A 24,850-nucleotide genomic window follows, 5' to 3' on the forward strand; every position below is an offset into this window, starting at 1 on the left:
AGGACCCGAAACCCTTCGTCTGGACGAAAACCGCAGACGAGATCCTTGAACGCCTCGCCGGATATCTGAACCGAATTCCCGACTCAGGACACTAGATCCCTCCCCACCGCTGAAGTCGTCCAGACCGTGATGGGGGAGGCCGGCGGGGAGGTTGCTCGTCCGGCACCGGCGCCGCCCGGCGGCGGTTTCACCGTCAACTACAACTTTGCCTTCTCTTGGTGTGGCTGCGGAGGCTGTTGGGACAGCCTCGCATGCACAGGCGGTGAGCTCGGACGCGTGCGGGTGCCCTCAACTCCCGTGCGGGGCCGACCGGTTCACCGGCCCCCCATGCACGACCGAAAGGCACCAAGATGACGATGAACCGCGCCATACGGCACGGCGGCCGGTTACTGGCCCTGACGGTGGCGGCCTGCGGAATCGCGGCGGCGACCGCCCTGCCCGCATCCGCCGACGAGCAGCCGACACGGCAGCAGCTGACGGCGGACTGCGCCTCCGGCGAGGGCAAGTGCACCTTCAACTCCCCCCAGCTGGGCGAGGCGTACCTGGGGCAGTTCCGCCAGGTCTCCGACTCGCTCTACAACTGCAGTACGTCGGACGCCACTCAGTCCATGACCTGGAGCGACACCGTGGGCTCGACCGACTCGGTCGGCGTCTCGGTCACCGCGGGCGGCAAGATCGCGGGCATCGTGGACCTGAGCGTGACGGCAAGCTACAACCACAGCTGGTCGAGCACGCACTCGGAGAGCAGCTCCCTGGGCATGACGGTCAAGCCCGGTGAAGTGGGCTGGATCTCCCGCGCCCAGGTAATGCAGAACGTCTCCGGCACCTGGCAGACCCACTACGACAGCCCCAAGTGGGGCCACTACTACTGGTTCTGGCAGGACACCATCACCGGACCGGCCGCGAACGGCACGGACGGCAAGAGCAACGCCGTGGTCGTCAAGAGCCGCAAGATGAGCGATGCGGAGAAGAACTCCTGCTCCGCCGACGCCCATGAGGGCAGGGCGTTCGTGCAGGAGCGCTGACGTACGGCCCCTGCCCTGTCTCAGGGCGGGGCAGGGGCCACGTCGCGCTTGGCCGGAGAGGGCTGCCCCATGCTGCGAGGTCCGGGTGACCCACGCTGCACATTCCCCTTGTGAATCATTCCCCTCGCTGTGACAAGGGCGGCATTTACGCACGGTCACAAGGTTGCCCAACCTCGGGCTTTCACCGGGCAGGGTGTGACGCTGGCCGTCGCACTCGGCGGAGCCTGCCCGGCGGAGGTCGGCCTGTTGCGGGCCGAGCCGGCCGTGTTCGGGCCGGTGGCCTCCGAACTGACGGTCTCCCGGCTCATCGACACGCCGGCCGCGGGCGGGAAGCGCGCGACCGTCGCCGCGACACACGCTGCGTGACGCCCAACTCGCCCTAGGCTTTGCCTCTTTGGTCAGCGTCGGGTCCAGATGAGGATGACGGCGCGGTGAAGTGCGGCCTGGCAGGCGATGGCGAGTTCGGCCTGGTGGGGCTTGGCTGCCGCCTGGTGGAGGTGGTCCGGACGGTGAGGGACTGGGCCGTTCGTGCGGTGGGTTCAGTACCAAGCCAGGCAGGCCGCGCAAGCGACCGGACAGCGTCGCGGCTGACAAGGCTTACAGCAACGGGCCGTGCCGCAACGACCCACGCGGACTGGGTATCCGGCACTCGATCCCGGAGAAGTCCAATTCCAGAGCCGCCCGCGTGAAGCGAGGATCCGCAGGCGGGCGACCGCCGAACTTCGACAAGGAGCGGTACAAGAAGCGCAATGCAGTCGAGCGGGCCCGACGATCGACTCTCGGGTTGCCTACGTACACTCACGGGCATGGCATGCCGCATCAGTGAACTGGTCATCGACTGCGCCGACCCCGACCGGCTCGCCGCATTCTGGAGCAAGGTCCTCGGCTACGTCGAACTCGGCCGGGAGGACGACGGAAGCATCCAGATCGGGCCGCCCGACGCCGGCTTCGGCGGCCCGCAGCCCACCCTCGTCCTCAGCCCCAGCAGCGACCCGCGGACCGGGAAGCTCCCACTGCACATCGACGTCAACGCCACCGACCGCGACCAGGACGCCGAGCTGGAACGGCTGCTCGCCCTCGGCGCCAGGCCCGCCGACGTCGGCCAGACCGGCACCGAGAGCTGGCACTGCCTGGCCGACCCAGAAGGCAACGAATTCTGCCTCCTGCACACCCGGCTCCAGCCCGTCGGGCAGTGCTCCACCCCCTAGGGGTCTCGCCAGTGTGGGGTGGCCTCGCCGGTGAGTCTGTGGGTCGGTGACCGCCGGGGTCTGTGACCGGCTGCTGCGGCAGCAGACCGGATCAGCCACGTGATCGTTCCGCCACAGGACGGGTCGGTGACGGGCCAGGGCGGGTGACAGGCGGGCGGGCTGGCGGTTCCTCACGGGTGCGGCAACTCACCTGCCCCGTGAGGTTGTGGCTCAACTCCTTGTGAAGCGGTACGTCTTGCTGTCCGTCGCTACGCAGAAGCCCGGCGAGATCACGATCACCCGCAGCGTGCCCGTCCGCCGGTCGTAGTCGATGCCCTCCGCCTCGAAGCTGCCCGAGCACGAGCTGCGCAGCGGGAGCTGGCGCAGGGCGGTCACGTGGCCGCGGACGTCCGCCGAGCCGTTCGGTTCACCGGACAGGTCCACCTGGAGCAGCGGCTTGGTCATGCCGAAGAGAGTGCCGGCGGGGTCGTCCGACGAGCACAGCAGAGTCGTCGGGGTGGAGAAGTCGCAGCCCTGGATGTCGCGTACGGGACGGTCGAGCACGACTGTCGAGGCCTGCGGGAGGTTCGCCGACGGCGAGGTGCCGGCGTTGACTCCGGGCGTAGGGTACACGATGAAACGGCTCATCGTGCCCCATTCGCCGCCCACCATGAACTGCCCGTTCGGATTGATGGCGACCCACGAGTTGTTCAGAGCCTCGCCCGCGCTGAGCTGGTGGACGTACTCCGACCAGGCACCGCCGGGTGCCTGGACGCGGAACATTTTGGAGCTGCCGGAGTCCCGCTGGTAGGGCTCTATGTAGTAGCCGTTGTAGGAGGCGTCGGGGTCGCCGACATGGTTCCAGCCGCGGTTGCTGACGCTCGAGGGGATCGTGCCGACTCCCGTGTAGCGGTTGGGACTTCCGGCGGGAACCTCGACCGAGGTCAGGCCCTGGCTTTCGGTCAGCGGATTCGCGCGGTCCGAGCCGACCTCCGTCCAGGTGTCGGCCGCCCATGCGGGCGCCGTGCTCAGAGCCGCGGCGGCGACCGCCGCGAGCAGAGCGGTGAGAGTGGTGCGGACTGCGCCAACGGGGCTGGCGGTACGGGCGGATTGACAACGTTGCCATCTCATGTGGGGGACTCCTTGGCTCCGTCGAACGGTAGGGGTCGGCGCACAGTCTGCTCAGATCGCTCCGACATGTACAGACCAATTCCGTGAACACTTGAGGAGCGACCGGCGGCCACGGGGGGCCGCGGCTGCCGACGTCGATCCCGTACTCGCCTCGCGATGGGGTGGCGCGGTGGGGAGTTGAGTCGCCGTCACGCCCGCTTCGGATTTCGACAGTTCGTGTCGAGGTCGTGACAGGGACATGCCGAACCTCTACGCTCCATTCCTGGTCTAGACCGCACACCTGCATCCCCGACCGGCGCCCGCCCTGGGCTTGCGCGCAGGGTCGTTGGGCGCTGCCCACGGAAGGCGGCACCTGTGACCAATCCCGAATCCAGACGGCTACCCCGGTTAGCAGTGATGATCGCGGCCGTAGCCGCGCTGGCGCTCTTCCAGTCGGCGGCCGGAGCCGCCACGCCTCCACCCGACGACGGGGGCAGCGTGGCGAGTTCAGTGGCTCCCGCCGCCACTCAGCTGCACAGGGACCACCACTCGGGACCAGTGGCCGGCAATCGCTCACTGCAGCCGGGCGCACCCAATGCCGCCTCCGTGCTGGCGGCAGCGGCGACCGTCTGCGACGGCGACGGGGTCAGCGGAAAACGCGTTCATGTGCTGTACGTACGCGGTGACGGTCAGGCCGACCGCTACAGCCAGTACAAGGCCACATTCCAGTCGTACGCCGACCAGATCGACGCTGCCGTAGTCGAAGGCGCTCAACGGACCGGTGGGACACGGCATGTGCGGTTCGTGCACGACGGAAGCTGTCGAGCGGTCGTGGACAACGTTGTCATACCGCAGTCGTCGATGAGCACCGTCGACACCATCACCACCGCGCTCAAGTCCCGCGGCTACAACCGGACCGACCGCAAGTACCTCTTCTACTACGACAGCAGCGGCTGCGGGGTCGCCTACGGAAGCGGCGGAGACGACCGGCCCGGCGCCGACAACCCGTTCAACTCCGGTCCGCACTATGCCGCGCTGGGCACAGGCTGCTGGACCTGGCAGGCGAGCGGCCATGAACTGCTGCACACGCTCGGCGCCGTCCAGAGCAGCGCGCCGCACGCGACCGCCTACGGCCACTGCTGGGACGACCAGGACATCATGTGCTACGACGACGGCGGCATCCCCAACCCGCCCGGCAGCCTCCAACTGCGTTGCCCGAACGCCGCCGAGAACATCGTCGACTGCAACAACGACGACTACTTCCACACCAGCCCGCCGGTCGGCAGCTATCTCGCCACCCACTGGAACGCGGCCAACAGCCAGTACCTGATCTCCAGCGGCAGTTCCGGTGGCACCGGATCGATCACCGGCTACGCTTCCAAGTGCGTCGACGTCAACGCGGCGGGAACGGCGAACGGCACCGCCATCCAGCTGTGGACCTGTAACGGCACCTCCGCGCAGGACTGGACCGTCTCCGGCCAGACTCTGCGCGCCCTGGGCAAGTGCATGGACGTCACGTCAAGCGGTACAGCCGACGGCACCAAGATCCAGCTCTGGGACTGCAATGGGACCCCGGCACAGAACTGGGTCACGTACTCCGACGGCACCCTGCGCAACCCCAGCTCCGGCCGTTGCCTCGATGTGACCGGACAGAACTCCGCGGACGGCACGAGGCTGCAGATCTGGACGTGCAGCGGCAACGCCAACCAGGTCTGGAGGCTGCCTGCCTGATACCGGAATCGAAAGCCGGTAGAGGCGCCGCGCCGCGGTGGCCTGCGCTGCTCACCACGGCGTGGGCCACCGCCCCGGCTTCGCCGCGGGTGCGTCTCCAGCCGCCGCATCCGTCACCAGGGTTGCGGCTCCGGCGTACACCCGGCTGAACGACGAGCGATCTGTGGGCGGTTAGCCGGGTGGATGGCCGTGCCAGGCTCGGTAGATCGCGATCGCTGTCGTGATGACGGTGCCGGTCACGGGCGTCCACAGTCGCGTGGTCCTGCAACTGCCAGGCGCCGTCGACGGCCTGGGGCGCCGCTGCCCGACGCCGTAGGTTGATCCATGGAGATTCGTGAGTACGGCTCAGCGCCGGTCGCCTCACGGGCTGTCCGAGTGCGGGACCTCGGCCTGCAGGCAGCGCTGTTCGGCGTCGTCGGCGCGGGTCGCGGTCCGATGGGCCGCGGTGAACCGGTCGACGAGGCCGAGGAGTTCGTCGCGTGCGGCCAGCCCTTCGGCGCCGGGCAGGGTTAGGGCCGGCTCATGGCGTCCTGGAGGGCGTCGCGCACGGTGGGCCAGGGACCGGTGGTGAGCCTGCCCTGCTCGGCGTACTGGACAAGTCGCCCGAGGGGCTCGTCGGCATCCGCCCGTCGGTCGGCGATCTCGCGGAGACGGTGCAGCGACACTGTGTACATCACGGAGGGGAGAAGTACATCTACGGTGGCGGCGTCGAGGCGCTGGGCCAGCCACCTGACCTGGCTGGCGGGCCACGGCGCCTGGCGTGGATCGGCGGCTGCCGCTGCGACGGCCGCTCGCAGTTCCGCGACCTCGAGGGCGGGGAGTGTGACGACGACGGCTGTGGTGCCACTGGTCAACGCCACGTCGGTGGCGGCTTGTTCGGCTGCTGCTGCCTCCGGGTCGGGGTCGCCCGTCCGCCATAGAGCACTTCGAACTCGGCCCCGTTCACGAGCCGTTCTGAGGGGAAGGCGCCGTGCGCACATAGCCGTTTGTTCTTGCCGACACCCCTCATAGAGGCAACGGACCGAGGCCGTCGGCAACCTTGGCGAGGTAACGGATCGGGTCGGTCTCGCTGCTGGTGCGCCACCACAATGCCCAGCGGCCGAGTGGGGCGTCACGGATGGGGATGTAGGCAATGTCGGGCCGGGCGTAGTAGCGCTGCGCGTGCGCGGGGCAGACCGCTTCCCCGCTGGCGACGACGGCGAGCAGCTGCATGCCGTCGATCGCGGCCGGCCCCCTGGGGATCAGCCGTCCGCCGGGGGTATGGGTGGGGATCAGCGCCTCGCGCCAGTAGTCGGGTGCGGCACCGGTCAGGACGGCCTCGTCGGCGAGGTCTTCGTAGCAGACGGAGTCACGTGTGGCCAATCGGTGGGTGGAGGGCACGCACAACACGACGGGCTCGGTATAGACGACCGGGCCCACGGTGAGGCCCGGTTCCCGGATGGGCAGCCATGCGAGCAGGACGTCGATCGTGCCGCGGCGCAGAGCGGAGAAGGGGTCGTTGTAGCCCACGGCACGGATCTGCACGGTGCAGCCGGGACGGCGGGAGGTGAACGCGGCGAGGACGGGCCGCAGATCCTCGCTGTTGCTGGACATCATGCCCAGGCGCAGCACCTCGGTCTTCCCCTTCGCGGTCAGCGCAGCCCGCTCCAGGCTTTGCTCCAGGCCGCGGTGGATCGGGAGCAGGTCGTCGTAGAGTTGCTGGCCGAGCGGAGTGAGATGGACGTGGCGGCTGGTGCGGTCGAAGAGCGCGCCGCCTATGAGGCGCTCCTGCTTCTTGATCGCCTGGCTGACTCGGGCCGGAGACACGTGCAGCCACTCGGCGGTCCGGCCGAAGTGCAGCTCCTGAGCGAGCGTCAGAAAGATCTCGATATCCCTGATCTCCACTTTGCCCCCGGTCTCGTTCATTGCTCCCCGGTCTCGTTAACCGCCGGGTTAACGCGCCGTGCGGAAAGGGCCGTTGCCGATGATCGCCCCGGGTTCGATGGTTGAGCCGTGGCGGCGTCGTGGGTACCTCGTCGATGCGATCTGGAACCAGGAGGATACGGTATGAAACACCTACGAGATCCGCGAACAGCTCGCCGAGCTCGTCGCGGACCCGCATCGCCAGCGGATAAGGTCCCTTCGCCGCCGCGGCCCGCGCTGCCCGCCCGGTCGTTTCCGGCACCTGCGGCCACAGCCGCGCCCGCATTGACACCCCACACCCCACCACGCGGCCGCAGACGGAAGAGCACGACCGCTACACGACCAACGAGCATCACAAGTGACCCGCAACGGAATTGGCCAGCAGGATCGTTGTCGAGGGCCTTGGGGTTGGTGACGGTGACCTGGGCGCCTAGGGCCTGTTGCGAAAGTCGATCTTGGCCGACCCTAGGCCGTTTCTTTCGGATCAGGCCGGTGAAGCCGCGGCATCTGGTGCCGCGCATCGCAAGGCGGAGGGGCGCCCGATCACTCGACGTCGTCGGACGCTCCGACAACGCAGCAAGGTGCGGTGAGGGCTGGGGCCTGTGCCACGAAGGCGCGGTACTTCATGGTCTTCCCTGACGGCCCGCCACGGTGCCCGCGTGGGCGCGGGGTCAGGGTTTCCCAGTCGTTGCGTCCGGCGACGACGACCGGCATGCCATGGCCACGAAACTGGGAGGCTGACGGCGTCGTCGGCTCCGTGGGGATGGGGCCGCCCGGCCGGAGTTGTGGCCGGGCGGCGCTGAGTCTTGCCGTGTTACCAGGTGTGCGCGACGTCCACGATGAGCTTGTCGCCCGACTGCTGTACTCGGAAGGGGAGCTTGGCCCGTACGCCCAGGCCGATTTGGGTCTGGCCTTCGGAGCTTGCTCCGAACTTGGTGTCCTTGAACGTCTTGTATCCGGTGATCTTCACGCCCGGCAGCGGCTTGGCGGCCTGTGCGGGATACGTCGGCTTGTTCGTCGCCGGGTCGTAGCTCGGCGCTGACACGAGGATCTGCAGGATGGCGCCGCCGTTGACCGGGATCTGCTCGCCGGAACCGTCCTGGTGGAACGTGGCCACGTAACCGACGTGGTAGCCGATCTTGCCGCTCACTCCCTTGACGTCGAAGATCATGCGGTCGTAGCAGGTGCTCTGGCTGGTCGTGATGTTCCTCAGCGGCTTGGCGTCCGTGTCCGCCTTCGACTTGGTGCCGCTGCCCCAGGGGGTCGAACACGTTCCTGCGGAGGCGGCGTTTTCCACGGGGCCGATTGCGGCGCCGGCTGCGCCGGCCGTGCCGACCAGGCCGGCAGCCGCTATCAGCAGTGCTGCGGCGGCTGTTCCTAATTTTCGCATGATTACCTCGGAGAAAGGGTTGAGTACAGGTCCCTACGGTGGGCAGTGCCCTATCCGTGATCTTCACCCTTTCGTCAGGTCAGGTCGGTCCCCATCCGTGCGGGTACTCAAATTGCTTCTGAGTACACGGTCGTGTTGTGTCGCACGCTGCCGGCCGTCGAGGGTCTCCAGCCGGGAACAGCCCGAGATGTTCAGTTCGGTGAGGGCCGTGAGGCTCGCGAGGTGGGTGAGGTCGCAGACATTGCGGCAGCCGTCGAGGTTGAGGTCTGTCAGGCGGATGAGCGCGCCGAGAGTTCGCCGAGGTCGGTGATGTCCTTGCGGCGGTACGCGCGGAAGGTGCGCAGCGTCCTCAGGTGCCGTATGCCGTCAGGGGGAGCTTTCGGCCGAGGTCCGGTTCGGTGCGATTCTCGCGGGCGAAGGCGGGAGCCAGCAGCAGTGGGGCGAAGGCGTCGCGATCCGAGGAGTCGCGCCACGGCGACAGTAACTTGTCCGACGGCGGCTCGGCGATCTCGGCGAAGCGGGCGGCCAAGACTAACTGATCGTTTCAGAACGAGGGCACCGCGTCATCCCAGGGCACGCGGCCCGTGTCGAGCGCCCGCCGTGCCAGCTGTGCTGGCTGTGAAAATCGACGGCGGTTGTCCGGTCGTGATGGTAGACATCCAGCGTGGCAAAGACACTTGAGTTCCCCGTTATGTTGCGTGTCTTCGCCTGACTTCGATGGTCACGGACGCGGCCGGTGCGCTCCATGAACAGGCCATGGTCATGCCAGCAGGTGACGGGGGTTCGGTTCAGCATGTCCTTTGGGAGCGAGCATCAGTTGCGGTCGGAGGCAGGGGCGGAACTGGCGCGTAAAGAGCGAGCGAGAGCAGAGCATTTGGTGTGGCCAGGGCTGACAGTTCTCTTGGCCGTCGTGGCGGTGAGCGTTCCTCCCGTAGATCAAGCGCCTCATCCGTCTCACCACGTAGGGCATGGCCTTAGCCGCGACCGGGCGGTACCGCACTGATCGGACCCCGTGAACCGATCCGTCTCGTGTGAGAGCCGGTCATGGGTGGGTGCAGACAGCAGGTTTACCGCTGGGTCCTGGTAGCCCGCGGGCGTTGTCTTCTTCAGCCTCACTCGATGAGGGGACGGGCTACTGCGCGCGATTTGTCGGTGTTCGCTGGCTGGTTTGGGTTGCCGAAGATCCTCGTCGAATCCGTACAGGTCAATGGAGGGTGGGTCGGTAGATGAGCTCTTGGATGTGGCCGTCGAGCGTCCGGTTCTCGACCAGCTCCAGGTCGAAGTCGGCCGCACCCTGGAAGATCGGGTCCAGCCCGGTCTGACCGGTGATGACAGGGAAGAGCGTCACCTGCAAGCGGTCGACCAGGCCTGCGGCCATCAACGCCCGGTTCAACGACAGGCTGCCGTGCGAGCGCAAGGGCACCTCGGACTCCTCCTTGAGCCGAGCGACGACGTCGACAGCGTCACCGCTCACGACGGTCGCGTTCGGCCAGTTGAGGGGGCCTTCCAGCGTCGTCGACACCACCGTTGCCGGCAGGCTCCTCATCCGAGTGACCCATGGGTCACGCACGTCGGACTCCTCGGTGCTCGAGGCCAGCATCCGCGCGAATGCCCGATACGTATTGGCCCCGAAGACCATCCGCTGCTCCGCGCCGTACAAGGCAAGGCGGTGGTCGAGCAACTCGGGGCCTTGCTTACCCCAGTAGCCGGTCCAGTTGGCGCTGGCGGCGCCATAGCCGTCGAGGCTGGAAAAGACGTCGAAGGTGTAGGTAGCGGTCATGTCGTTCTCCTCGAGTGCGATTGATCGGTGTGGGTGCAGACTGGCGATCTTCTCTGGGTGGGCTTCGGCACCGTCGCACCCATAGACCCAGCACGCTTCCGAAACTCATCGCTACGCCAACCACAAGTGGCCCTGACCACTCGAATGGCACATGATCAATGATCGATGGCACGAGACAGTGGCCAAGTACCGCTGCGCATGGCCATCTATCGCTGCGAGTCACACGAGGGCAAGCGGTCACGGAATCACTCGTTCGCACGTGCGATTGCCGGTTGTAGCGGATGCCGGTGGGGTCGCAGGTCAGGGGAGGGCCCCACACCCCGCCCCGCGACCAGATCATGAACCGACGGTGGCCGTGGACTTCGAGACCCCGAAGCATGGCAGCAGAGCCCGCCAGGCACACCCGCTCACCCGCACGTAGATGATCGCTGCGAACAGCGTCTCACCAGGCATGTTGAGTGTTCCGCCACCCTGCGGCCGCACCCGGTCCTCCGGAAATGAACGCCCTGGCGAGCTCCCGCAAGCCGTCCGGAACAATCCAACTCCACGTACCGCGCCCCATGAACGAACCAAAGAGTCATCACCACATAGGACACGGTCTTAGTTCGCGGGCCTCGCCAACCAAAGCGCTCAGCGATTTTCGGCAGTCATGCGAGTGTCGCCGTCAGTCGGCCCAACTGGCGGAGCCGGCAAAGCGCCACGTTCTCAGTGCTGCCGACGGTGTCGGCGCCTGCTCACGGAACACGGCGATGGTGACCTTGCCCGATGCATTCTTGTGCTTAAAGATCTTGTCAGCCATGGAGAGCACATTCTCTGGCCTTAGGGGTGGGATCGGGCCGAGCGGCCCGCGCACGAGACCCGCCCAAACTCACACGCCCCGCCACGCCACGCCCCTGGTGGGCGGTCAAACGAGTGAACCCTCACCGCAGAACGCGTCTCCTCTGCAATCGAGCCGGCAGTGCCTCCTTCTGCCTGCTCGCAGGGGGCTCCTAGCCGCGCGATCACGGGCGGCCTCGGCTCCTGGAGTCTTGGAGCGCGTCGGTGAACTTGTCAGCCCAAGTGGTCCGTGCAGGCTCGGCCGAGGGCGCCCCCTGCCGCGATGAGTTCCGGCCGGGTCGCGAGTCTGTTCTGGTGAGCGTCGTAGGGCGTCGTACGACGCTGCCCGGCACGAGACACCACGGAGGACACCATGATGACCACGCCCGGTAACGCGAGCAGCAACCCCCCCGGCAAGCCGCCAGTCGTCGACCTGGCCACCTGGCAGGCGGCGCGCGAGGAGCTGCTGGTCCGCGAGAAGGCGTACACCCGTCAGGGCGACGCGATCGCCGCGGCCCGGCGGCGGCTGCCGATGGTCGAGCTCGACGGCGCGGTCGAGGTCACCGGCGTTGACGGGCCGGTCCCGTTCCTCGACCTGTTCCAGGGTCGCGACGAGCTCGTGGTCTACCAGCACATGTGGTACGACGGCGCGCCGCACCAGGGGCAGTGCGAGGGCTGCACCACCACGGCCTGGCACGTGAAAGACGTCGTCTACCTCAACGCCCGGGGCGTCTCGTTCGCCGTCCTGACCTCGGGCCCGTGGGACGAGGTGGCTCCATACGTCGAGTTCATGGGTTACACCCAGCCCTGGTACTCGGTACGGGGCGTGGAGGCGCCGGTTGGCGGAGGAATGGGGCATATCGTCTGTTTCCTGCGCGACGGCGACCGTGTGTTCCTCACCTACTCCACGACGGGCCGTGGCAACGAGCCGGTCAACGGGTCCCTCGGCCTGCTCGACATGACGCCCTACGGCCGCGGCGAGGCGTGGGAGGACAATCCCGAGGGCTGGCCCGTGGTCGGCGATGTCCGCGAGGGGCACCCGTCCGAGGGCCGCCAGGCCTGCTGGTACTGGCGCTCGGACGCCGACGGCGTCGCCACCTGGGGCCCGACCAGCCGGCCCGTGCCGCAGTGGACCCGCCCCGGCGCGACCCCCGTGGAGACCCTCGGCCGGCACGGCCACCACCACTGACGCGCCTTCGTCGACGGCGTTGGCAAAAGGTGTTAGGTGCCAGGCGGGCTGTCTAGGCTTGCCAGTCCTGCCAGGAGTCCGGGTGCACGTATCGTCCGAGTGTCAGTAGTGGTCATGCCCTGTTCATGGCCGGGGTGGTGATCGTCCCTCGCGGCGGCACTTCTACCCCGGTTCGACGATGACCGACGGGCAGTGGGCGCTGCTGGCGCCGCTGCTCCCGGCGGCGGGGAGCACTGGCGTGCGAGGGGGCAGGCCCGAGAAGTGGGACCGGCGCCTGGTCCTGGACGCGATCTTCTACCTGGTCCGCGGCGGGATCGCCTGGCGGGCCCTGCCGGCCGACTTCCCGCAGTCAACCGGATCAAGATGCTCAATTGGGCAGATGTTCGGCCGCGCCTGCTGCCCGCTCCTCCGAATGTGCGTTCAGAACAGGCTGTTCCGTTGAAGGCGATGCCCATGGGCGTAGCCGAAAGAGCGCGCAACTCCGATGGTTCAGGGTTGCAGGCACCTCAGGGCTCCTTCTGATGTAATCCGTGACCAGGCATCCGCGACGCTGAACGCGCACACCGCAACCGCGCCTTGAGGGCACTGAACGCCGCGCGCTCGGCATCCGTATTACGGGAAGCAAGAACGCAAGCGGACACGCATCATCACCGCTTACGGGGGTCTCGCGCGCCACAGCACGTTGAGGTCCGCCCATCTGCAACTCGCAAAGGCTGCTGCCTCACTCCAGGACCGTGAGGCGCCGATTTTTGACCACCAGGGGAGATTGAAGTTGGAAAAGCCGGAGCCCCTTACCGAATTGAACGTCGCCAGCACTGACAAGTATGTGATGAAGAAATTACCGGAGGTCACCCTGGCCTTCTGGATCATGAAGATCGCCGCGACGACCCTCGGTGAGACGGCTGGCGACCTCTTCGCCCAGACCCTCAAAGTCGGCTACTTTCTCACCACAATCGCACTCTTCCTGATCTTCGTCGTCACGCTGGTCATTCAGCTCAGGTCCAAGCGCTACAACCCCTTCTTCTACTGGACTGTCATCCTGTCCACCAGCACGGCCGGCACCACGATGTCCGACTTTATGAACCGCGACGCCAGCGCCGATTACCTCTCCAACGGGGCCACATCGCTGGGCTGGGGGCCGCAGGGCCTGGGATGGGGATACCCCGCTGGTGCCACGATCCTGACCTCGATCCTGATCGCCATCTTCATCGTCTGGAAGTTCACCGGGCTGACGTTCTCCATCCGCGACATCACCACCTTCCGCGGAGAGGCCCTCTTCTGGTCGGCGATTCTCGTGTCGAACACGCTCGGGACTTCCATGGGTGATTTCCTGTCCGACAGCTCCGGACTCGGCTACGCGGGTGGCGCACTTCTCGTCGCCGGGCTGCTTTCCGTGCTCCTCGCCCTCATGCGCGTACCTGTCGTGCCGAACGTCCTGCTGTTCTGGATCGCCTTCGTGCTCACCCGCCCCCTCGGGGCCACCGCCGGTGACTTCCTGACCAAGCCCCTCGCCAAGGGCGGCCTCGACCTTGGCACGGCGGGCTCGTCGGCCGTGCTCCTTGCGATCCTCATCGGCCTCATGGGTTTCGCTCATATGCAAGAGAGGAAGAAAACCGTCCCGCAAAACGAGCTCCTTCCCCAGAAGTCCTGAGCAAAGCGACAAGCGGGCTTTGCTGCTCCCTCCGCTGCTGCGAATGCCCTTCAACCGCCGAGCGGGACCAATGCATTTACCTGCGCGGCAGGCAGGACAGGGATACCGCTCGCTCCGGATGATCTGGGGGCACCCCACGCTGGCCTACGATCCTGCTTCTCGACGGGCGGATGCGGCCACCGTGGCCATCGGCTGTGTCACTCAAACTTCCCTACGTTGCTCTGCGGGATGTGGTGAGCCCTTCGTATGGTTCATCCGCCCAGGGGCGTCGGGTGCGGCTTCAATCTTCTGCCGTTTGAGGCTTCTATCGATTGGCCGCCCGGCGCCCCACGACGCCTCGGCTGCCAATTCGGAATTGCGAATGATCGCTGAGTGGGGAATCGACAGCGAGGTCGTCCGTCGGGAGGCGCCAGCAGCACACCGCGCGGAGGCACCACATGGCCGAGATCTGGGCCGGCATCGACGCAGGGAAGACCCACCACCACTGCGTCGCGATCGACGAGAACGGCCATCGGCGGCTGTCCCGACGAGTCGCCAACGACGAGCCTGAGATACTCCAACCTCTCGCCGCTGTATTGGACTTGGGTGAGGAGGTGACCTGGGGCATTGACTTGGCTGACGGCGTTGCCGCCCTGGTCATCGCCATCCTCGTCAACCACGACCAGCCGGTGCTTCACCTCTCCGGCCGGGTCATCCACCGTGCCTCCGAGGGCTACCGGCGAGGGCAAGACCGATGCAAAGGATGCCGCCGTGATTGCCGACCAGGTCCGTGTCCGACGCGACCTGCACCCTTTACGCACCGGCGACGAGACTGTCATTGAGGCTTTTCCAACCTCATGTCGGCCGGCGAGGGTCAGCGTTTGAATGGCCTTGACCCGGGTGCCCTCCGGGCTGAGGCTGGAGGCTCTCAACGAAAGATGTGGCCGGGATGTCGAGACCGGCGTGGCGGCTCCGTCTCAGGGGCAGATGCGGCCGGCAAGGCCGCACCATCCCACGTACCGGAAGGACAGCCGCCATGGCCATCGCCGAGGACCTCGACCGCGCCACTGACTCGCAGTGGGACTGGGTCGCCGAGCACACCCGCACATACCTGGCCTCGGGCGGCACCGAAGGTCATGAGAGCAACGGCGTGCGCACCCTCGTGCTCGCCACGACCGGACGCCGGACCGGTACGCCTCGCCGCACCTGCCTGATCTACGGCACCTCGGGCGGCGAGTACGTCGTTGTCGCCTCCAAGGGCGGTGCCGAGGAGGACCCGGCATGGTTCATGAACCTCGAGGCGGACCCCAGCGTCGGGGTGCAGGTCGGCACTCGCCGGTTCACCGCACGCGCCCGCGTCGCGTCCTCGGCCGAGTGCGCACCTCTCTGGGCCCAGATGGTGAACATCTTCCCGCTCTACGACGACTACGCGCAGAAGACCGACCGCGAGATCCCGATCGTCCTGCTCACCCCGCTGGATGGACCCCACTAAGCGGCTCCGCCTAGGTTCTGCACGTCAAGGATTCTGGGTCCTCCGCCCCCGAACCTCCGGGGCCGGGACGGTCCGGACATCCTGAGCGTGCGGAGCAGCACCGACTTCGCCGGGGCTGCTTAGTAAAAGGCAAGGCTGTGCAGGGTTGGCTCGGCGTGGCACCACCGGGATGAGTCAAGTTCCTGGTAGACGGGCGACTGACTAGATCAACTCGTCGGGGCCAGGAGCTTCGGGTGCCTTCCTAACCTGAGGGGATCACCGTGAGCCCTTTCCAGCCTGGGGTCAGGGAGGGCGAGTTGGGATGTACCCCGGTCGCCGGGCGTGGTGAAGCCTCTTCATCAGGCGCTCGACCTGGGCGAGGGTGACGAAGGTTGCGCTCCACCGGGAGCCGTCCGGGAGGTTCACGTAGACATCGACGTCGTACACGGACTCCAGGTCCTCACCTTCACTCGGTAGGAAGGCGGCCTCGAAATGCTCCGTGTGGACGCGGTACCAGGGGCCGTCCCAGATTCCCGGCTGTGTGCTGTGACTCAGCGGCCGAGTGTGCCGGGCCGATCGGCACACCTCAGCTGAGATCTTCCGCCACGCTTCCGAGCGTGAACGGCGTTCTCGTGCCCGATGACCTCGGGACGCGTATCGCTCCGTTGCCGCCGCCACCTCCCGCCTCGCCCTTGAGTCGGCAATCGCGCAGGATCTTCCAGGTCTTCATGCGGGCAAAGGCGTGCTCGACGCGGGTGCGGACCTGTGTGTGGGACTTGTTGTGCGCCTGCTTCCAGTCGGGGAGTTCCTCGTCTTTGCGGCGCCGGTGGGGCAATACGAGGCCGGTGCCCGGATAGTTGCCGTCGGCGATCGTCATGGTGCCGCCGACGGCGGCCTCGGCGCCAGACTCCACCCATGCCTTGCAGTCGGCTCGGTTGCCCTCCGGGCCGGGACCAGGTGGCGTCGACCGCGATGCGACGTCCTGTAACCCCGACGGCCGGTCTGCTTGGTAATGCGGCAATAGGGACGACTACCGCGGTGTTGCAACCCGCGGTAGTCGTGAAACAACGCCCTCCAGCTCAAAACAGCACGAGGTAGGTCACGTGCGTGACCAGTCTCGCTGACCGCGACTTCACCTGCTCTAGTTTCAGCGGCGGGACGCCCTCGAACAGCCGCGTGCCGGCGCCGAGTGTGAGCGGCACAATGTGCAGCCGCAGCTCGTCGATCAGGCCGGCGGCGAGGTACTGGTTGATGGTGGTCGCGCCGCCATGGATCAAGACATCGCCGTCGCCGGCCGCTGCGCGTGCCTGTGCCAGTGCCGACGCGATTCCGTCGGTAACGAAGTAGTACGTGGTGCCGCCGTCCATCGGCTGTGGCTCGCGCGCGTGGTGGGTGAGCACGAACACCGGTGCGTGGAACGGCGGATCGTCGCCCCACCAGCCGTTCCACTGCCGATCCCACTCGCCACGCACTGGGCCGAACATGTTGCGCCCCATGATGAATGCTTTGGCGGCGGCCATCTGGTCGACCTCGGCCCGGTTCTCGTCGGGAGTGTCGAACATCCAGGCGTGCAGCTTGTCGCCGGAGCCGTCGCCGCCGTCGTCGCCGAACGGGCGTTCCTCGGTCTGGTTGAGCCCGGCCGAGTACCCGTCAGCCGAGATCGTGATGTCGCAGATCACCCTGCCCATTCGTTTGGTCATTGCTCTCTCCTCCTCGTAGCGCCCTCCGACGCCTTCGCGGTGAGCTTCCTGTCAAGCGTCAGCATGAAACAGACACAAAGGCTCGCGTGGTACTGCCGGGTGATAGGCAGAGCATCCTCGTAGATCCACGAGGCATGGTGTCGAATGCCAACGCCTCCTCGCCGTGCGAGAGTAGATGACGCACATCCGTGATGACCGCCTCTGAGGTGACCGGCGAGTCCTCAAGCACGGCCACCACCCGCTCTAGGAGCGGCACCGGCTGCGATCGGCCGACGGGACGTGGACGCGGCTGCTGCACCAGGTCCAGGCCGCGGCGGACGGGGCGGGCGATAGCGATTGGGACGTCGTGGTGGGCTCCAGTGCCATGCGTGCCCATCGGCACGCGGCCGGCGCCCGCGTAGCGGCGCCTGCGCCGCCGGGCACCGCGTCAAAGGGGGCCCCGCTGGCGGGACAACAGAGCGAACCGGGTTGGTCGACCCTGCTCGCCCGCCTGGCGGAGATGGTTCGGCACATGAAGGACTTGGCCGCTTCCGCGGCGGGTTCACCACCAAGGTCCGCCTGAGCGCGGATGGTCGGTATCGTCCGTTGTCGCGGTCATTACGCCGGGTCAGCGGGCTGATTGCACCCAGTTCGTCCCAGTGCTGGAGAAGATCCGCGTGCCCAGGATCGGGCTGGGCAGGCCGCGCAAGTGGTCGGACAGTGTCAGCGCGGACAGGCGTACAGCAACGGCCGATCCGCCGCTATCTGCGACGCCGGGGATCCGCCACACGATCCCGGAGAAGAGCGACTCCAAGGCCGCCCGCCTGAAGCGAGGTTCGGCAGGTGGGGGGCCTCGCGGCTTCGACGAAGAGTTGTACAAGAAGGGCAACGTCGTCGAGCGGGCGATCAATAAGCTCGAGCAGTCCCGGGCCGTGGCCACGCGCTACGACAAGCGCGGCTATGTCTTCCTCGGCACTGTCACCGCCGCAGCGGTCGTCATCTGGCTCCGCTCGTGATCGGGCCGGATCAACGTCAGGCCAGTTTTTTGTACATGTGGACATCCTCGGCTCCGCCGGGGATCCCCAGAGTTCTGCCCGTCTCGACGTAACCGTGGCGCCGATAGAACGCAGGGGCCTGGAACGTGAACGACGAGACGCACGCGCGGTCGCAGCCACGGCGGCGTGCCTCTTTCTCCGCGGCCAGAAGGAGCTCGCTGCCCCATCCATCCCCGCGGCTTTCCTCACGGACCCAGAGCATCTCGATGCCGAGCAGCCCTCCCCACGTCCATGCGGACAGACCCCCGATGAGCTCATCTGCGTCGTCGACGACCTTCACTGACAGCCCACCCTGATCGGCAGCAGTGGTACCTGTGGCGGGGAAGTTGACCTCGTCCAGCCCTTTGGACAACCGCTCGTTGAGTACCGAGTCACGGTGGCCGACGCTCAACGTCGCACTCGTGTGATCATTCACCATGCCGCAGAGTGTGGCACGAGTGTGCGAGCCCAAGATCGCCAGGACAGGTCCTAGAGGCGGACGGTCAACTCCACCGTCACGTCGTCACCTGCCGAGATGCCCTGCGGCTTGCGCACAGCGTTCTTGAGCGGCAGCAGATAGCCGCCGTCCTTGGGGAAGAGTGACGTTTCGAAGGCGACCTCGCCGATCTGGGCCTCGACCGGGATCACGCCCCAGCCGTACGTGGCCAGCGCGGCCACCTCGCGGATGTCGGCGGACTCCGCGTCCGGCACCCGGACGAAGTAGTACGGCGTGGGCCCGCGCCATTCGATCACCGTGCCGGCGAAGATGAGCTCCATCGGGTCAGTTTCGTTCATCGAGGACGGCCAGGTCACGCTCGGCCCGGTGCCACCGCTCCTCGTTGATCCGCATGACTGGGAACTGCGCGGCCACCGTAGCGTTCGGCAAGCCGGTGAAGCCCGTGATCTGCACGATTACCGCAAAGTAGCGGCAAACACCTGAAAGGCCGGTGGGGGCACCCCAGGCGGGGTGTCGCCACCGGCCGGTGGGGTCAGCTCTCCGGCATCGGGAGGATGGCCAGCGGGAGGAGGCCGGCTTCGACTGTGGCGCGGTCGATCGTCAGACCGCAGTAGCGGCCGACACCGGTGAACACGGCCAGGGGGAGCTGTTTGTGATGCTCCTCAAAGTACTGTCGCTCCTCTTCCTCAGTCGTGTCGGAGTCGTAGTACGCGGAAGGAAACACCGCGCCTGCCGCCCGTAGTGCGGCGTCCAGTGTCGGTGACCACTCGGCGGGCTCGCCGAACTCCGCCTGCCAGGTCCGGTTGTGGTCGCCCGGCGCGTGGAGGATCAGCTGCGGGGGGTCCCAGCTGTTCATCGTCAGGCAGACGATCTCCTCACCAGTGCGCGGCTCCATCGCCGCCACACTCCGGTAACCCGCGTAGAAGGTCGCCATGCCCCAGTCTTCCAGCACATACAGCCAGTCACCGCAGGTGCCGTACATGGCCCAGTTGATATGCGTCTTGTACCCGCCGGACGGTAAAGCCAGGTCGTTGCGGTCTTTGTACAGGTCCTGGCAGTCAAGCTGTTCGGGGTCGGCTCCGAGGCGTACCAGGAAGTCTTCCGTCTCCACGCCGCGGGCTGCTGTCAGCGAAATGCTGCCACGCATCCCGGGCACGCCGCCCTTCGCATCCTGGTAGGCGTGCTCACCGATCCATCGAATTCCGTCAGGCATGCCGCCAACCTAACGGCGGGCAGAGAGGACCACCGTGAGGAGCGTCGTGCTCACCATCGCTGCGGCGGCCATCATCACCGCCGTCATCGCGACGATCGGCAGATGGCCATCGGCATCACCGGCGGGATCTGGACGACCACGTTCACGAGGGTGTGCCGCACCACGTCCGCGGGACCGCTACGCATAACCGCATTGGACGAGCTGAGATCCATGGCGACTCGAGCCTCGACGGTCAGGGTGTCGTCACCTGCTAGGAAGCGCCGACGACCGAGGTGGCCGTAGATGCGACGGGAGCCGTCGCCGGAGTCGTCTCCTGCGCACTCCGCCCCAAGGACTACACACGACTGCTCCTTGGGCTGCACTGCCGGGAAGACGCCCGGACAGCCGACACGCTCATCAGCCACACGCTCGCCGCGCTCGCGCTCGCGCCCCGGCCCGTCCACGCATTCCATGTCGCCTCGGCCCTCTCGTTCGGCCTGGAGGCCCTGCCGGTCCGTCACCGACTCACAATCGCAAGCGCGTTGGAGCAGGCAGGTTTGTTGGGGGAGGGGCCGTGGCAGTACATGCGCCCCGATCTTCCCGCACACGGCCTGCCGCACCTCGCTCAGGTCACGGTCGGGGCCCGAACCCGGCTGTTGGGAGCGCGCGCCGAATCACGCGGTGTGCGCCTGCGCGCCCGCCGGGCGGGCTCACACTGCGGCGCTTTCCGCTCGCCGCGCCTTGGTGTGCTGCATACGCGTGAGCCTTTGCACGACGACGACGGCCAGCAGCGCGGCGCCGATGTCGGCAAGGCAGCCGACGATGAAGGCGTCAGCGCCCGCCAGGAACTCGTCGGCCGTCTGGGCCATGTCGTACTGAGCGCCCGCAATGCCATTGACCAGATTCGACCCGATCCATGCGATCCACCAGACGTTGATGATGGTGTGTGGCTCCTGCTTCCCCGTGCCGTACGGGTCTTGGCGGCTGGCGGCCCAGATGTCGGTTGCGATCGCGCGCGGGATGTAGAAATTCCCGATCGGGACGAACCAGCCACCGATTGCCCAGCCCGGCCGGCGCCGCTGGAGATCCGGCGCGAACTCCTCGGCGTTGGCCCGCACCCGGTGGAACCAGATGATGAAGACAACGGCAGTGGCGAACTGCGTGTGGCTGACCCGCAGTCACAGAGCGCCGCACCCAACCCTGAGCCTTACGGAACTCCGGTCAGAGCCTTGAGAACGACCAGTGACGCTCTTCGCCTCACGTAGTTGCGCTCTGAACCGTGCGGGGAACGTGGGGAGCGAAGAGCACGTGTTGGCCCCGCCGACCGTCAGGTCGGCGGGGCCGGTGATCGTTGACCGTCAGCGAGCGGACAGTTGATCAGCCCGTACTTCGAATTCGACGCGTCCTTCGAGTGATTCCAGTGCGCACGGAGCGACGGAGACCTGTACGTACAGGCTGCATCGCCCGGTGCGGAGAGAGAAAGGGGCTATCGCGTGGTGCCCGGCGCCGTGCGACGGCGCGCGTCGCACGCCTGTGCGAGTATGGATTCATGCCCAGTGAGCTGGCTGTCCTTGGCGTCCCCAGCAGCGCGGGCGCTCATCACGCCGGACAGGATCTGGCACCCGCGTCGCTGCGCGAGCACGGTTTCGTCGACAAGCTGCGGGCTGCCGGGTTCTCGGTGGCCGATGTCGGTGACGTCGCCGGCGAACCGTTCGCAGTCGACGCATTCGGCGCCACCGCCCGCAACGTCGACGCGGTCGTCCGTGTGGCGCTCGGCGTCGCGGACGCCGTCGAGCGGGAGACCCGGGCCGGGCGTCTGCCCATCGTGCTGGGTGGCGACTGCACCATCACCCTCGGGGTGGTGGCGGGGCTGCAACGCGTTCGCGACGACGTTCGGCTCGCGTACTTCGACGGGGATGCCGACCTGAACTCTCCCCAGAGGACACGCAGCGGGATCCTCGACGCAACCGGTGTCGCGCACATGCTGGGAATCGCCGACACACCGCTGGCCCGTATCGGGCAGACAGTGCCCCTGCTCGCCGATCATCAGCTGGTCCTGCTCGGCTACGACCCGGGCGACCCCGACAGTTTCGATGCCGGCGCACTTGCCGCACGGCCCTTGCTGAAGCACTTCGACGGTGCGGCCCTGAGGGCCGATCCGGTCGGAGTGGCGCGGCGCGCCGTTGCCGCACTCACGGGCGACGCGATCACCCTTGCCGTCCACTTCGATGTCGACGCGGTCGACTCCCGCGACCTTCCGCTGGGGAACTTTCCGCACTACGGCACCGGCGTGACCCTCAGCACCGCCGCCCGGGTACTGGAGAACCTGCTTGCCGCCCGCGGCGTCAGCGCACTGACGCTCACGGAGCTCAACCCGACTCATGACCCCTCGGGCCACCAGATCGCCCGCTATGTCGGCACCGTCACGGAAGCGATTGCTCAGGGCTTGGGCCGCTGAGTCTTTTCCTCGAGCCGCCACCACTTGAACGCCTCGGGATGGTAGGCCCGGGCACCTACATGCGCCTGCACACACCGACAGTCCGCAACGATGCGGCACCGCCAGCACGGGCACGCGCCTTTCAGCGCCCGCTTGCCGCCGCCCGCGCCTTCCATGACCGAGAAACCACCTCAACGTCCCCCAGCGGCACATCGAGGACCTGAACGGCGACCAGGTACGCCCGGGCCAGTGGATGAACAACGCCCTCCGCCGCCGAGACCGCTTCACACCCGACCGCATCGCCGCACTGGATGCACTCGGTAGCCGGCGTTGGTAGTCAGCGACTGCCGGAGCGAGACGCGGACGGTCACGGTGTCCCAGGCCAGGAGGGTGAGGAGCGGGACCGCCTTGTCGGTGTGTGGCGAGACGCAGCACCGGGCGAGGTAGGCCCACAGCCGACGCGGTCGCGAGGAGCTTGCCGGTGAGTGTGCGAGCCGTACGAAGGCTCGATCCTGCGTGCAGCGGATCTCCCGACCGATGAAAACGGCCCCCGCCCTCTTCGCCAGAGGGTGGAGCAGCGGGGCATCTTCCCAGGTCAGCCGCAGATGGCAGCGTATCCTGCCGCGCCTCCGTCGGCTCGGGACCCACACATCTGCTCGCCCATTGGGTAGCGCGGGCAGCGGAGGCTGGGGGGTGCGTGATCGGCGGGAGCGGGGAGACGATGGAGTAGTCCGGAGCGATGGGCGAAAAGGCGCGGGCCCGAGCCGTGGCAGGAAGCAAGTTGCGGCGGCGAGCGGAAGGAGTGCCTGGGATGAGTCCAACCGGATCCTTCGGGAACGACCGGGGACGGACTGGGACTGCCCCCGCTGCGTCAGGTGGTCTGCTGGACGTGCTGGGCGTCGCCGCCGTCCTACTCGATGCCGAGGGCAGGATCGATCTCTGGAGCCCGCAGGCCGAGGACCTGTTCGGCTACAGCGCCGAGGAGGCCGTCGGCCAGTATGCGGGCGGCTTGCTGATCCGTGAGGAGCAGCTGGAGGTCGTACTGGACGTGTTCGCCCAGGTCATGGAAGAGGGCGACAGCTGGGCCGGCGTCTTCCCCGTCCGACACAAGGACGGCAGCACGCGGCTGGTGGAGTTCCGCAACATGCGGCTCCAGGACGGCCAGGGGGACTACTACGCCCTCGGCCTGGCCACGGACCAGGCAACGCTACGGCAGGTCGAACGGGACCTGGCACTGTCCGCCCGGCTGGTGTCCCAGTCGCCGATCGGACTGGGTGTACTGGACACCGACCTTCGGTACGTCTCGGTCAACCCAGCAGAGGAGCGGATGAACGGCGTGCCTGCCGCCGAGCACGTGGGTCGGCACGTCCATGAGGTGCTGCCCTTCTTGGACGAGTCCTTCGAAGCGACGATGCGCGAGGTTTTGGCTACTGGCACCCCGGTCTCGGACCAGTACACCGTCGGCCGCACCCCGGCCGACCCGGACAACGAGCATGCCTGGTCGATCTCCTTCCACCGGCTCGAAGCGCCCAACGGGAAGGTGCTGGGGGTGGTGACCTCCAGCGTGGACGTCACCGAGCGGCACCGTGCCGTCCAGGAACAACGCCGCACCGTTCTCACCCTCCAGCGCAGCCTCCTACCCCACCCGCCACCGCAACGGCCTGGGCTGGCTGTCGCCTCCCGGTACCAGCCCGCCCAAGCAGCCAGCGAGATCGGCGGCGACTGGTTCGACGTCATTGCGCTCGGCGGCGACAAGACCGCCCTCGTCGTCGGCGACGTCATGGGCAGCGGCGTCAGCGCCGCCGCCAGCATGGGCCAGCTCCGCACCGCCACCCGCACCCTGGCCGGCCTCGACCTCGACCCCGCCCAAGTCCTCGAGCACCTCGACCACATCACCGAGGACCTGGAGCAGGACACAATCGCCACCTGCGTCTACGCCGTCTACGACCCGCACAGTGCGCAGTGCCACGTCTCGCTCGCTGGTCACTTGCCGCCCGTCCTGCTCCATCCGGATGGCAAGCGCGAGCTTCTGGACCTGCCCACCGGCGCACCGCTTGGCGGCTGTGGCGTGGCCTTCCAAACGACCTGCCTCAACTTCGTGTCGGGCGACCAACTCGTCCTCTACACCGATGGGCTGGTCGAGACCCGCGACCAGCCCATCGACGCACGCCTGGTCACCCTGCTCGAATTCCTCGACGAGCCCAATCGCTCGCTGGACGACACCTGCGACCTGCTTCTGCGCTCCCTGCGCCGCCCGGGAGATCACGACGATGTAGCCCTGCTCATCGCCCGGGCCAGGCCCTGTCCCGCGGGCGAGGAGACTCCTGCCTGACCTCGCCTCCCGAACTCGCCGCCGCTGCCCACAAGCAGCTGGAGTCGGCGGGAGCCCGGGTAGCGGTGGAAGTCGGCGACGGCGCGCAGGGGTGGCCGCCTGGTGCGCCCTACGGCAGGGTCATCTCGACGTAGCCGTCGACCGGGTCCGTGGCTTTGGGTGGCCCAAACCCGCCCGGGCGGACGGATCGTCACCCCCTGGAGCTGCCTCGGGCACGTGGCGCTCACTGTTGCCGAGGACGGTCGCTCTGCCACCGGCTGGGTCCAGGGCCTCGCCCAGTTCATACCCGCACGCGGCACCCGTATCGAACTCGAAGACTTCAGCCAGTCCGCGGCGATCACCCCGTCACCAACGAACTCCCTGGGAGCGGGATGTGGCCCCGCTGCGCGACGACTGGCATCTGCGGTTCGCACCGCGCGTCGCCCTGCCCGAGTGCGCATCACCGTGGCCGCCGACGAAACGGGCTCAATGCCTGGCTCCACGACGGC

General features: G+C 67.4%; 26 protein-coding genes and 6 pseudogenes. 15 read left to right on the forward strand and 17 right to left on the reverse strand.

Features of this window, described 5'->3' with window-relative positions; genetic code table 11:
- Nucleotides 1-350 precede the first annotated feature (350 nt).
- The 3 genes from ABZS64_RS33805 (at nucleotide 351) to ABZS64_RS33815 (ending at nucleotide 2,233) form a co-directional block, all read left to right on the forward strand.
- Nucleotides 351-1,025: a hypothetical protein gene (locus ABZS64_RS33805; RefSeq protein ID WP_355837964.1), complete on the forward strand. Its 675-nt coding sequence runs from the start codon at nucleotides 351-353 to the stop codon at nucleotides 1,023-1,025.
- Between the two features lie 195 nt (nucleotides 1,026-1,220).
- Nucleotides 1,221-1,391, forward strand: a complete 171-nt coding sequence (locus tag ABZS64_RS33810; protein WP_355838044.1) for a hypothetical protein — start codon at nucleotides 1,221-1,223, stop codon at nucleotides 1,389-1,391.
- A gap of 440 nt (nucleotides 1,392-1,831) precedes the next feature.
- Nucleotides 1,832-2,233, forward strand: a complete 402-nt coding sequence (locus ABZS64_RS33815) for a VOC family protein (RefSeq protein ID WP_355837966.1) — start codon at nucleotides 1,832-1,834, stop codon at nucleotides 2,231-2,233.
- Nucleotides 2,234-2,443: 210 nt separating this feature from the next.
- Here the strand turns inward: ABZS64_RS33815 and ABZS64_RS33820 are convergent, their stop codons facing one another.
- The gene (locus ABZS64_RS33820) at nucleotides 2,444-3,343 is read right to left on the reverse strand and encodes a hypothetical protein (RefSeq protein WP_355837968.1); all 900 of its coding nucleotides are present in this window, start codon (nucleotides 3,341-3,343) and stop codon (nucleotides 2,444-2,446) included.
- Nucleotides 3,344-3,739: 396 nt separating this feature from the next.
- Between ABZS64_RS33820 and ABZS64_RS33825 the strand changes: the two genes are divergently transcribed.
- Together ABZS64_RS33825 and ABZS64_RS33830 are read left to right on the forward strand one after the other, a co-directional pair.
- Nucleotides 3,740-5,053 carry a ricin-type beta-trefoil lectin domain protein gene (locus tag ABZS64_RS33825; RefSeq protein WP_355837970.1) on the forward strand — a complete coding sequence of 438 codons (1,314 nt, stop codon included), beginning with the start codon at nucleotides 3,740-3,742 and terminating at the stop codon, nucleotides 5,051-5,053.
- 324 nt (nucleotides 5,054-5,377) lie between these two features.
- Nucleotides 5,378-5,566: a hypothetical protein gene (locus tag ABZS64_RS33830; RefSeq protein WP_355837972.1), complete on the forward strand. Its 189-nt coding sequence runs from the start codon at nucleotides 5,378-5,380 to the stop codon at nucleotides 5,564-5,566.
- Here the strand turns inward: ABZS64_RS33830 and ABZS64_RS33835 are convergent.
- From ABZS64_RS33835 to ABZS64_RS33865, 7 genes and pseudogenes are all read right to left on the reverse strand, one after another.
- Complete coding sequence (locus ABZS64_RS33835) at nucleotides 5,563-5,913, reverse strand: hypothetical protein (protein ID WP_355837974.1); 351 nt, start codon at nucleotides 5,911-5,913, stop codon at nucleotides 5,563-5,565. The genes ABZS64_RS33830 and ABZS64_RS33835 overlap by 4 nt on opposite strands.
- Before the next feature lie 145 nt (nucleotides 5,914-6,058).
- Nucleotides 6,059-6,958, reverse strand: a complete 900-nt coding sequence (locus ABZS64_RS33840) for a LysR family transcriptional regulator (RefSeq protein WP_355837976.1) — start codon at nucleotides 6,956-6,958, stop codon at nucleotides 6,059-6,061.
- 811 nt (nucleotides 6,959-7,769) lie between these two features.
- The gene (locus ABZS64_RS33845; RefSeq protein WP_355837978.1) at nucleotides 7,770-8,252 is read right to left on the reverse strand and encodes a hypothetical protein; all 483 of its coding nucleotides are present in this window, start codon (nucleotides 8,250-8,252) and stop codon (nucleotides 7,770-7,772) included.
- Between the two features lie 442 nt (nucleotides 8,253-8,694).
- Complete coding sequence (locus tag ABZS64_RS33850; protein ID WP_355837980.1) at nucleotides 8,695-8,874, reverse strand: hypothetical protein; 180 nt, start codon at nucleotides 8,872-8,874, stop codon at nucleotides 8,695-8,697.
- A gap of 675 nt (nucleotides 8,875-9,549) precedes the next feature.
- Complete coding sequence (locus ABZS64_RS33855) at nucleotides 9,550-10,125, reverse strand: dihydrofolate reductase family protein (protein ID WP_355837982.1); 576 nt, start codon at nucleotides 10,123-10,125, stop codon at nucleotides 9,550-9,552.
- A 310-nt stretch (nucleotides 10,126-10,435) separates the two neighbouring features.
- Nucleotides 10,436-10,687 (reverse strand): annotated as a pseudogene (locus ABZS64_RS33860) (transposase); the annotation flags it as partial.
- Between the two features lie 102 nt (nucleotides 10,688-10,789).
- A complete protein-coding gene (locus ABZS64_RS33865) occupies nucleotides 10,790-10,924 on the reverse strand; it encodes a hypothetical protein (protein WP_355837984.1) in 135 nt (44 codons plus the stop codon).
- A gap of 390 nt (nucleotides 10,925-11,314) precedes the next feature.
- Here ABZS64_RS33865 and ABZS64_RS33870 point away from each other — a divergent pair, with 390 nt between their 5' ends.
- The 5 genes and pseudogenes from ABZS64_RS33870 (at nucleotide 11,315) to ABZS64_RS33890 (ending at nucleotide 15,252) form a co-directional block, all read left to right on the forward strand.
- Nucleotides 11,315-12,130 (forward strand): DUF899 family protein, encoded by an 816-nt coding sequence (locus ABZS64_RS33870; RefSeq protein WP_355837986.1) that lies wholly within the window; start codon nucleotides 11,315-11,317, stop codon nucleotides 12,128-12,130.
- A 178-nt stretch (nucleotides 12,131-12,308) separates the two neighbouring features.
- A pseudogene (locus ABZS64_RS33875) lies at nucleotides 12,309-12,476 on the forward strand (transposase); the annotation flags it as partial.
- 426 nt (nucleotides 12,477-12,902) lie between these two features.
- A complete protein-coding gene (locus tag ABZS64_RS33880) occupies nucleotides 12,903-13,781 on the forward strand; it encodes a hypothetical protein (RefSeq protein WP_355837988.1) in 879 nt (292 codons plus the stop codon).
- A 437-nt stretch (nucleotides 13,782-14,218) separates the two neighbouring features.
- Nucleotides 14,219-14,645, forward strand: a pseudogene (locus ABZS64_RS33885) (IS110 family transposase).
- A gap of 151 nt (nucleotides 14,646-14,796) precedes the next feature.
- The gene (locus ABZS64_RS33890; RefSeq protein WP_355837990.1) at nucleotides 14,797-15,252 is read left to right on the forward strand and encodes a nitroreductase family deazaflavin-dependent oxidoreductase; all 456 of its coding nucleotides are present in this window, start codon (nucleotides 14,797-14,799) and stop codon (nucleotides 15,250-15,252) included.
- A gap of 330 nt (nucleotides 15,253-15,582) precedes the next feature.
- On the opposite strand, the pseudogene ABZS64_RS33895 reads toward ABZS64_RS33890, so the two are convergent.
- From ABZS64_RS33895 to ABZS64_RS33905, 3 genes and pseudogenes are all read right to left on the reverse strand, one after another.
- Nucleotides 15,583-15,786, reverse strand: a pseudogene (locus ABZS64_RS33895) (hypothetical protein); the annotation flags it as partial.
- A 31-nt stretch (nucleotides 15,787-15,817) separates the two neighbouring features.
- Nucleotides 15,818-16,171: pseudogene (locus ABZS64_RS33900) on the reverse strand (transposase family protein); the annotation flags it as partial.
- 139 nt (nucleotides 16,172-16,310) lie between these two features.
- A complete protein-coding gene (locus ABZS64_RS33905; RefSeq protein WP_355837992.1) occupies nucleotides 16,311-16,931 on the reverse strand; it encodes a dihydrofolate reductase family protein in 621 nt (206 codons plus the stop codon).
- 247 nt (nucleotides 16,932-17,178) lie between these two features.
- On the opposite strand from ABZS64_RS33905, the pseudogene ABZS64_RS33910 reads away from it, so the two are divergent.
- Both ABZS64_RS33910 and ABZS64_RS33915 read left to right on the forward strand, forming a co-directional pair.
- A pseudogene (locus ABZS64_RS33910) lies at nucleotides 17,179-17,325 on the forward strand (IS5/IS1182 family transposase); the annotation flags it as partial.
- A gap of 262 nt (nucleotides 17,326-17,587) precedes the next feature.
- Nucleotides 17,588-17,926: a hypothetical protein gene (locus ABZS64_RS33915; RefSeq protein WP_355837994.1), complete on the forward strand. Its 339-nt coding sequence runs from the start codon at nucleotides 17,588-17,590 to the stop codon at nucleotides 17,924-17,926.
- Between the two features lie 16 nt (nucleotides 17,927-17,942).
- Here the strand turns inward: ABZS64_RS33915 and ABZS64_RS33920 are convergent, their stop codons facing one another.
- The 6 genes from ABZS64_RS33920 to ABZS64_RS33945 all read right to left on the reverse strand — a co-directional run bounded on the left by ABZS64_RS33920 (nucleotide 17,943) and on the right by ABZS64_RS33945 (nucleotide 20,771).
- A complete protein-coding gene (locus ABZS64_RS33920; protein ID WP_355837996.1) occupies nucleotides 17,943-18,383 on the reverse strand; it encodes a GNAT family N-acetyltransferase in 441 nt (146 codons plus the stop codon).
- Nucleotides 18,384-18,433: 50 nt separating this feature from the next.
- Nucleotides 18,434-18,721 (reverse strand): DUF1905 domain-containing protein, encoded by a 288-nt coding sequence (locus ABZS64_RS33925; RefSeq protein WP_355837998.1) that lies wholly within the window; start codon nucleotides 18,719-18,721, stop codon nucleotides 18,434-18,436.
- A gap of 4 nt (nucleotides 18,722-18,725) precedes the next feature.
- Nucleotides 18,726-18,854: a hypothetical protein gene (locus ABZS64_RS33930; protein ID WP_355838000.1), complete on the reverse strand. Its 129-nt coding sequence runs from the start codon at nucleotides 18,852-18,854 to the stop codon at nucleotides 18,726-18,728.
- Nucleotides 18,855-18,933: 79 nt separating this feature from the next.
- A complete protein-coding gene (locus ABZS64_RS33935; protein ID WP_355838002.1) occupies nucleotides 18,934-19,614 on the reverse strand; it encodes a hypothetical protein in 681 nt (226 codons plus the stop codon).
- A gap of 83 nt (nucleotides 19,615-19,697) precedes the next feature.
- A complete protein-coding gene (locus ABZS64_RS33940; RefSeq protein ID WP_355838004.1) occupies nucleotides 19,698-20,114 on the reverse strand; it encodes a hypothetical protein in 417 nt (138 codons plus the stop codon).
- A 189-nt stretch (nucleotides 20,115-20,303) separates the two neighbouring features.
- Nucleotides 20,304-20,771, reverse strand: coding sequence for a DUF4328 domain-containing protein (locus tag ABZS64_RS33945; RefSeq protein WP_355838040.1), 468 nt, complete (start codon nucleotides 20,769-20,771; stop codon nucleotides 20,304-20,306).
- Between the two features lie 371 nt (nucleotides 20,772-21,142).
- Here ABZS64_RS33945 and ABZS64_RS33950 point away from each other — a divergent pair, with 371 nt between their 5' ends.
- From ABZS64_RS33950 to ABZS64_RS33960, 3 genes are all read left to right on the forward strand, one after another.
- Nucleotides 21,143-22,051, forward strand: coding sequence for an arginase family protein (locus tag ABZS64_RS33950; protein ID WP_355838006.1), 909 nt, complete (start codon nucleotides 21,143-21,145; stop codon nucleotides 22,049-22,051).
- Between the two features lie 790 nt (nucleotides 22,052-22,841).
- Complete coding sequence (locus ABZS64_RS33955; protein WP_355838008.1) at nucleotides 22,842-24,362, forward strand: SpoIIE family protein phosphatase; 1,521 nt, start codon at nucleotides 22,842-22,844, stop codon at nucleotides 24,360-24,362.
- Between the two features lie 38 nt (nucleotides 24,363-24,400).
- Entirely contained in the window at nucleotides 24,401-24,496 is a 96-nt protein-coding gene (locus tag ABZS64_RS33960; RefSeq protein WP_355838042.1) for a hypothetical protein, read from the forward strand.
- Nucleotides 24,497-24,850: the final 354 nt, after the last annotated feature.

The sequence above is a fragment of the Streptomyces sp. NPDC005408 genome, assembly GCF_040606445.1.
Taxonomy (GTDB): domain Bacteria; phylum Actinomycetota; class Actinomycetes; order Streptomycetales; family Streptomycetaceae; genus Streptomyces.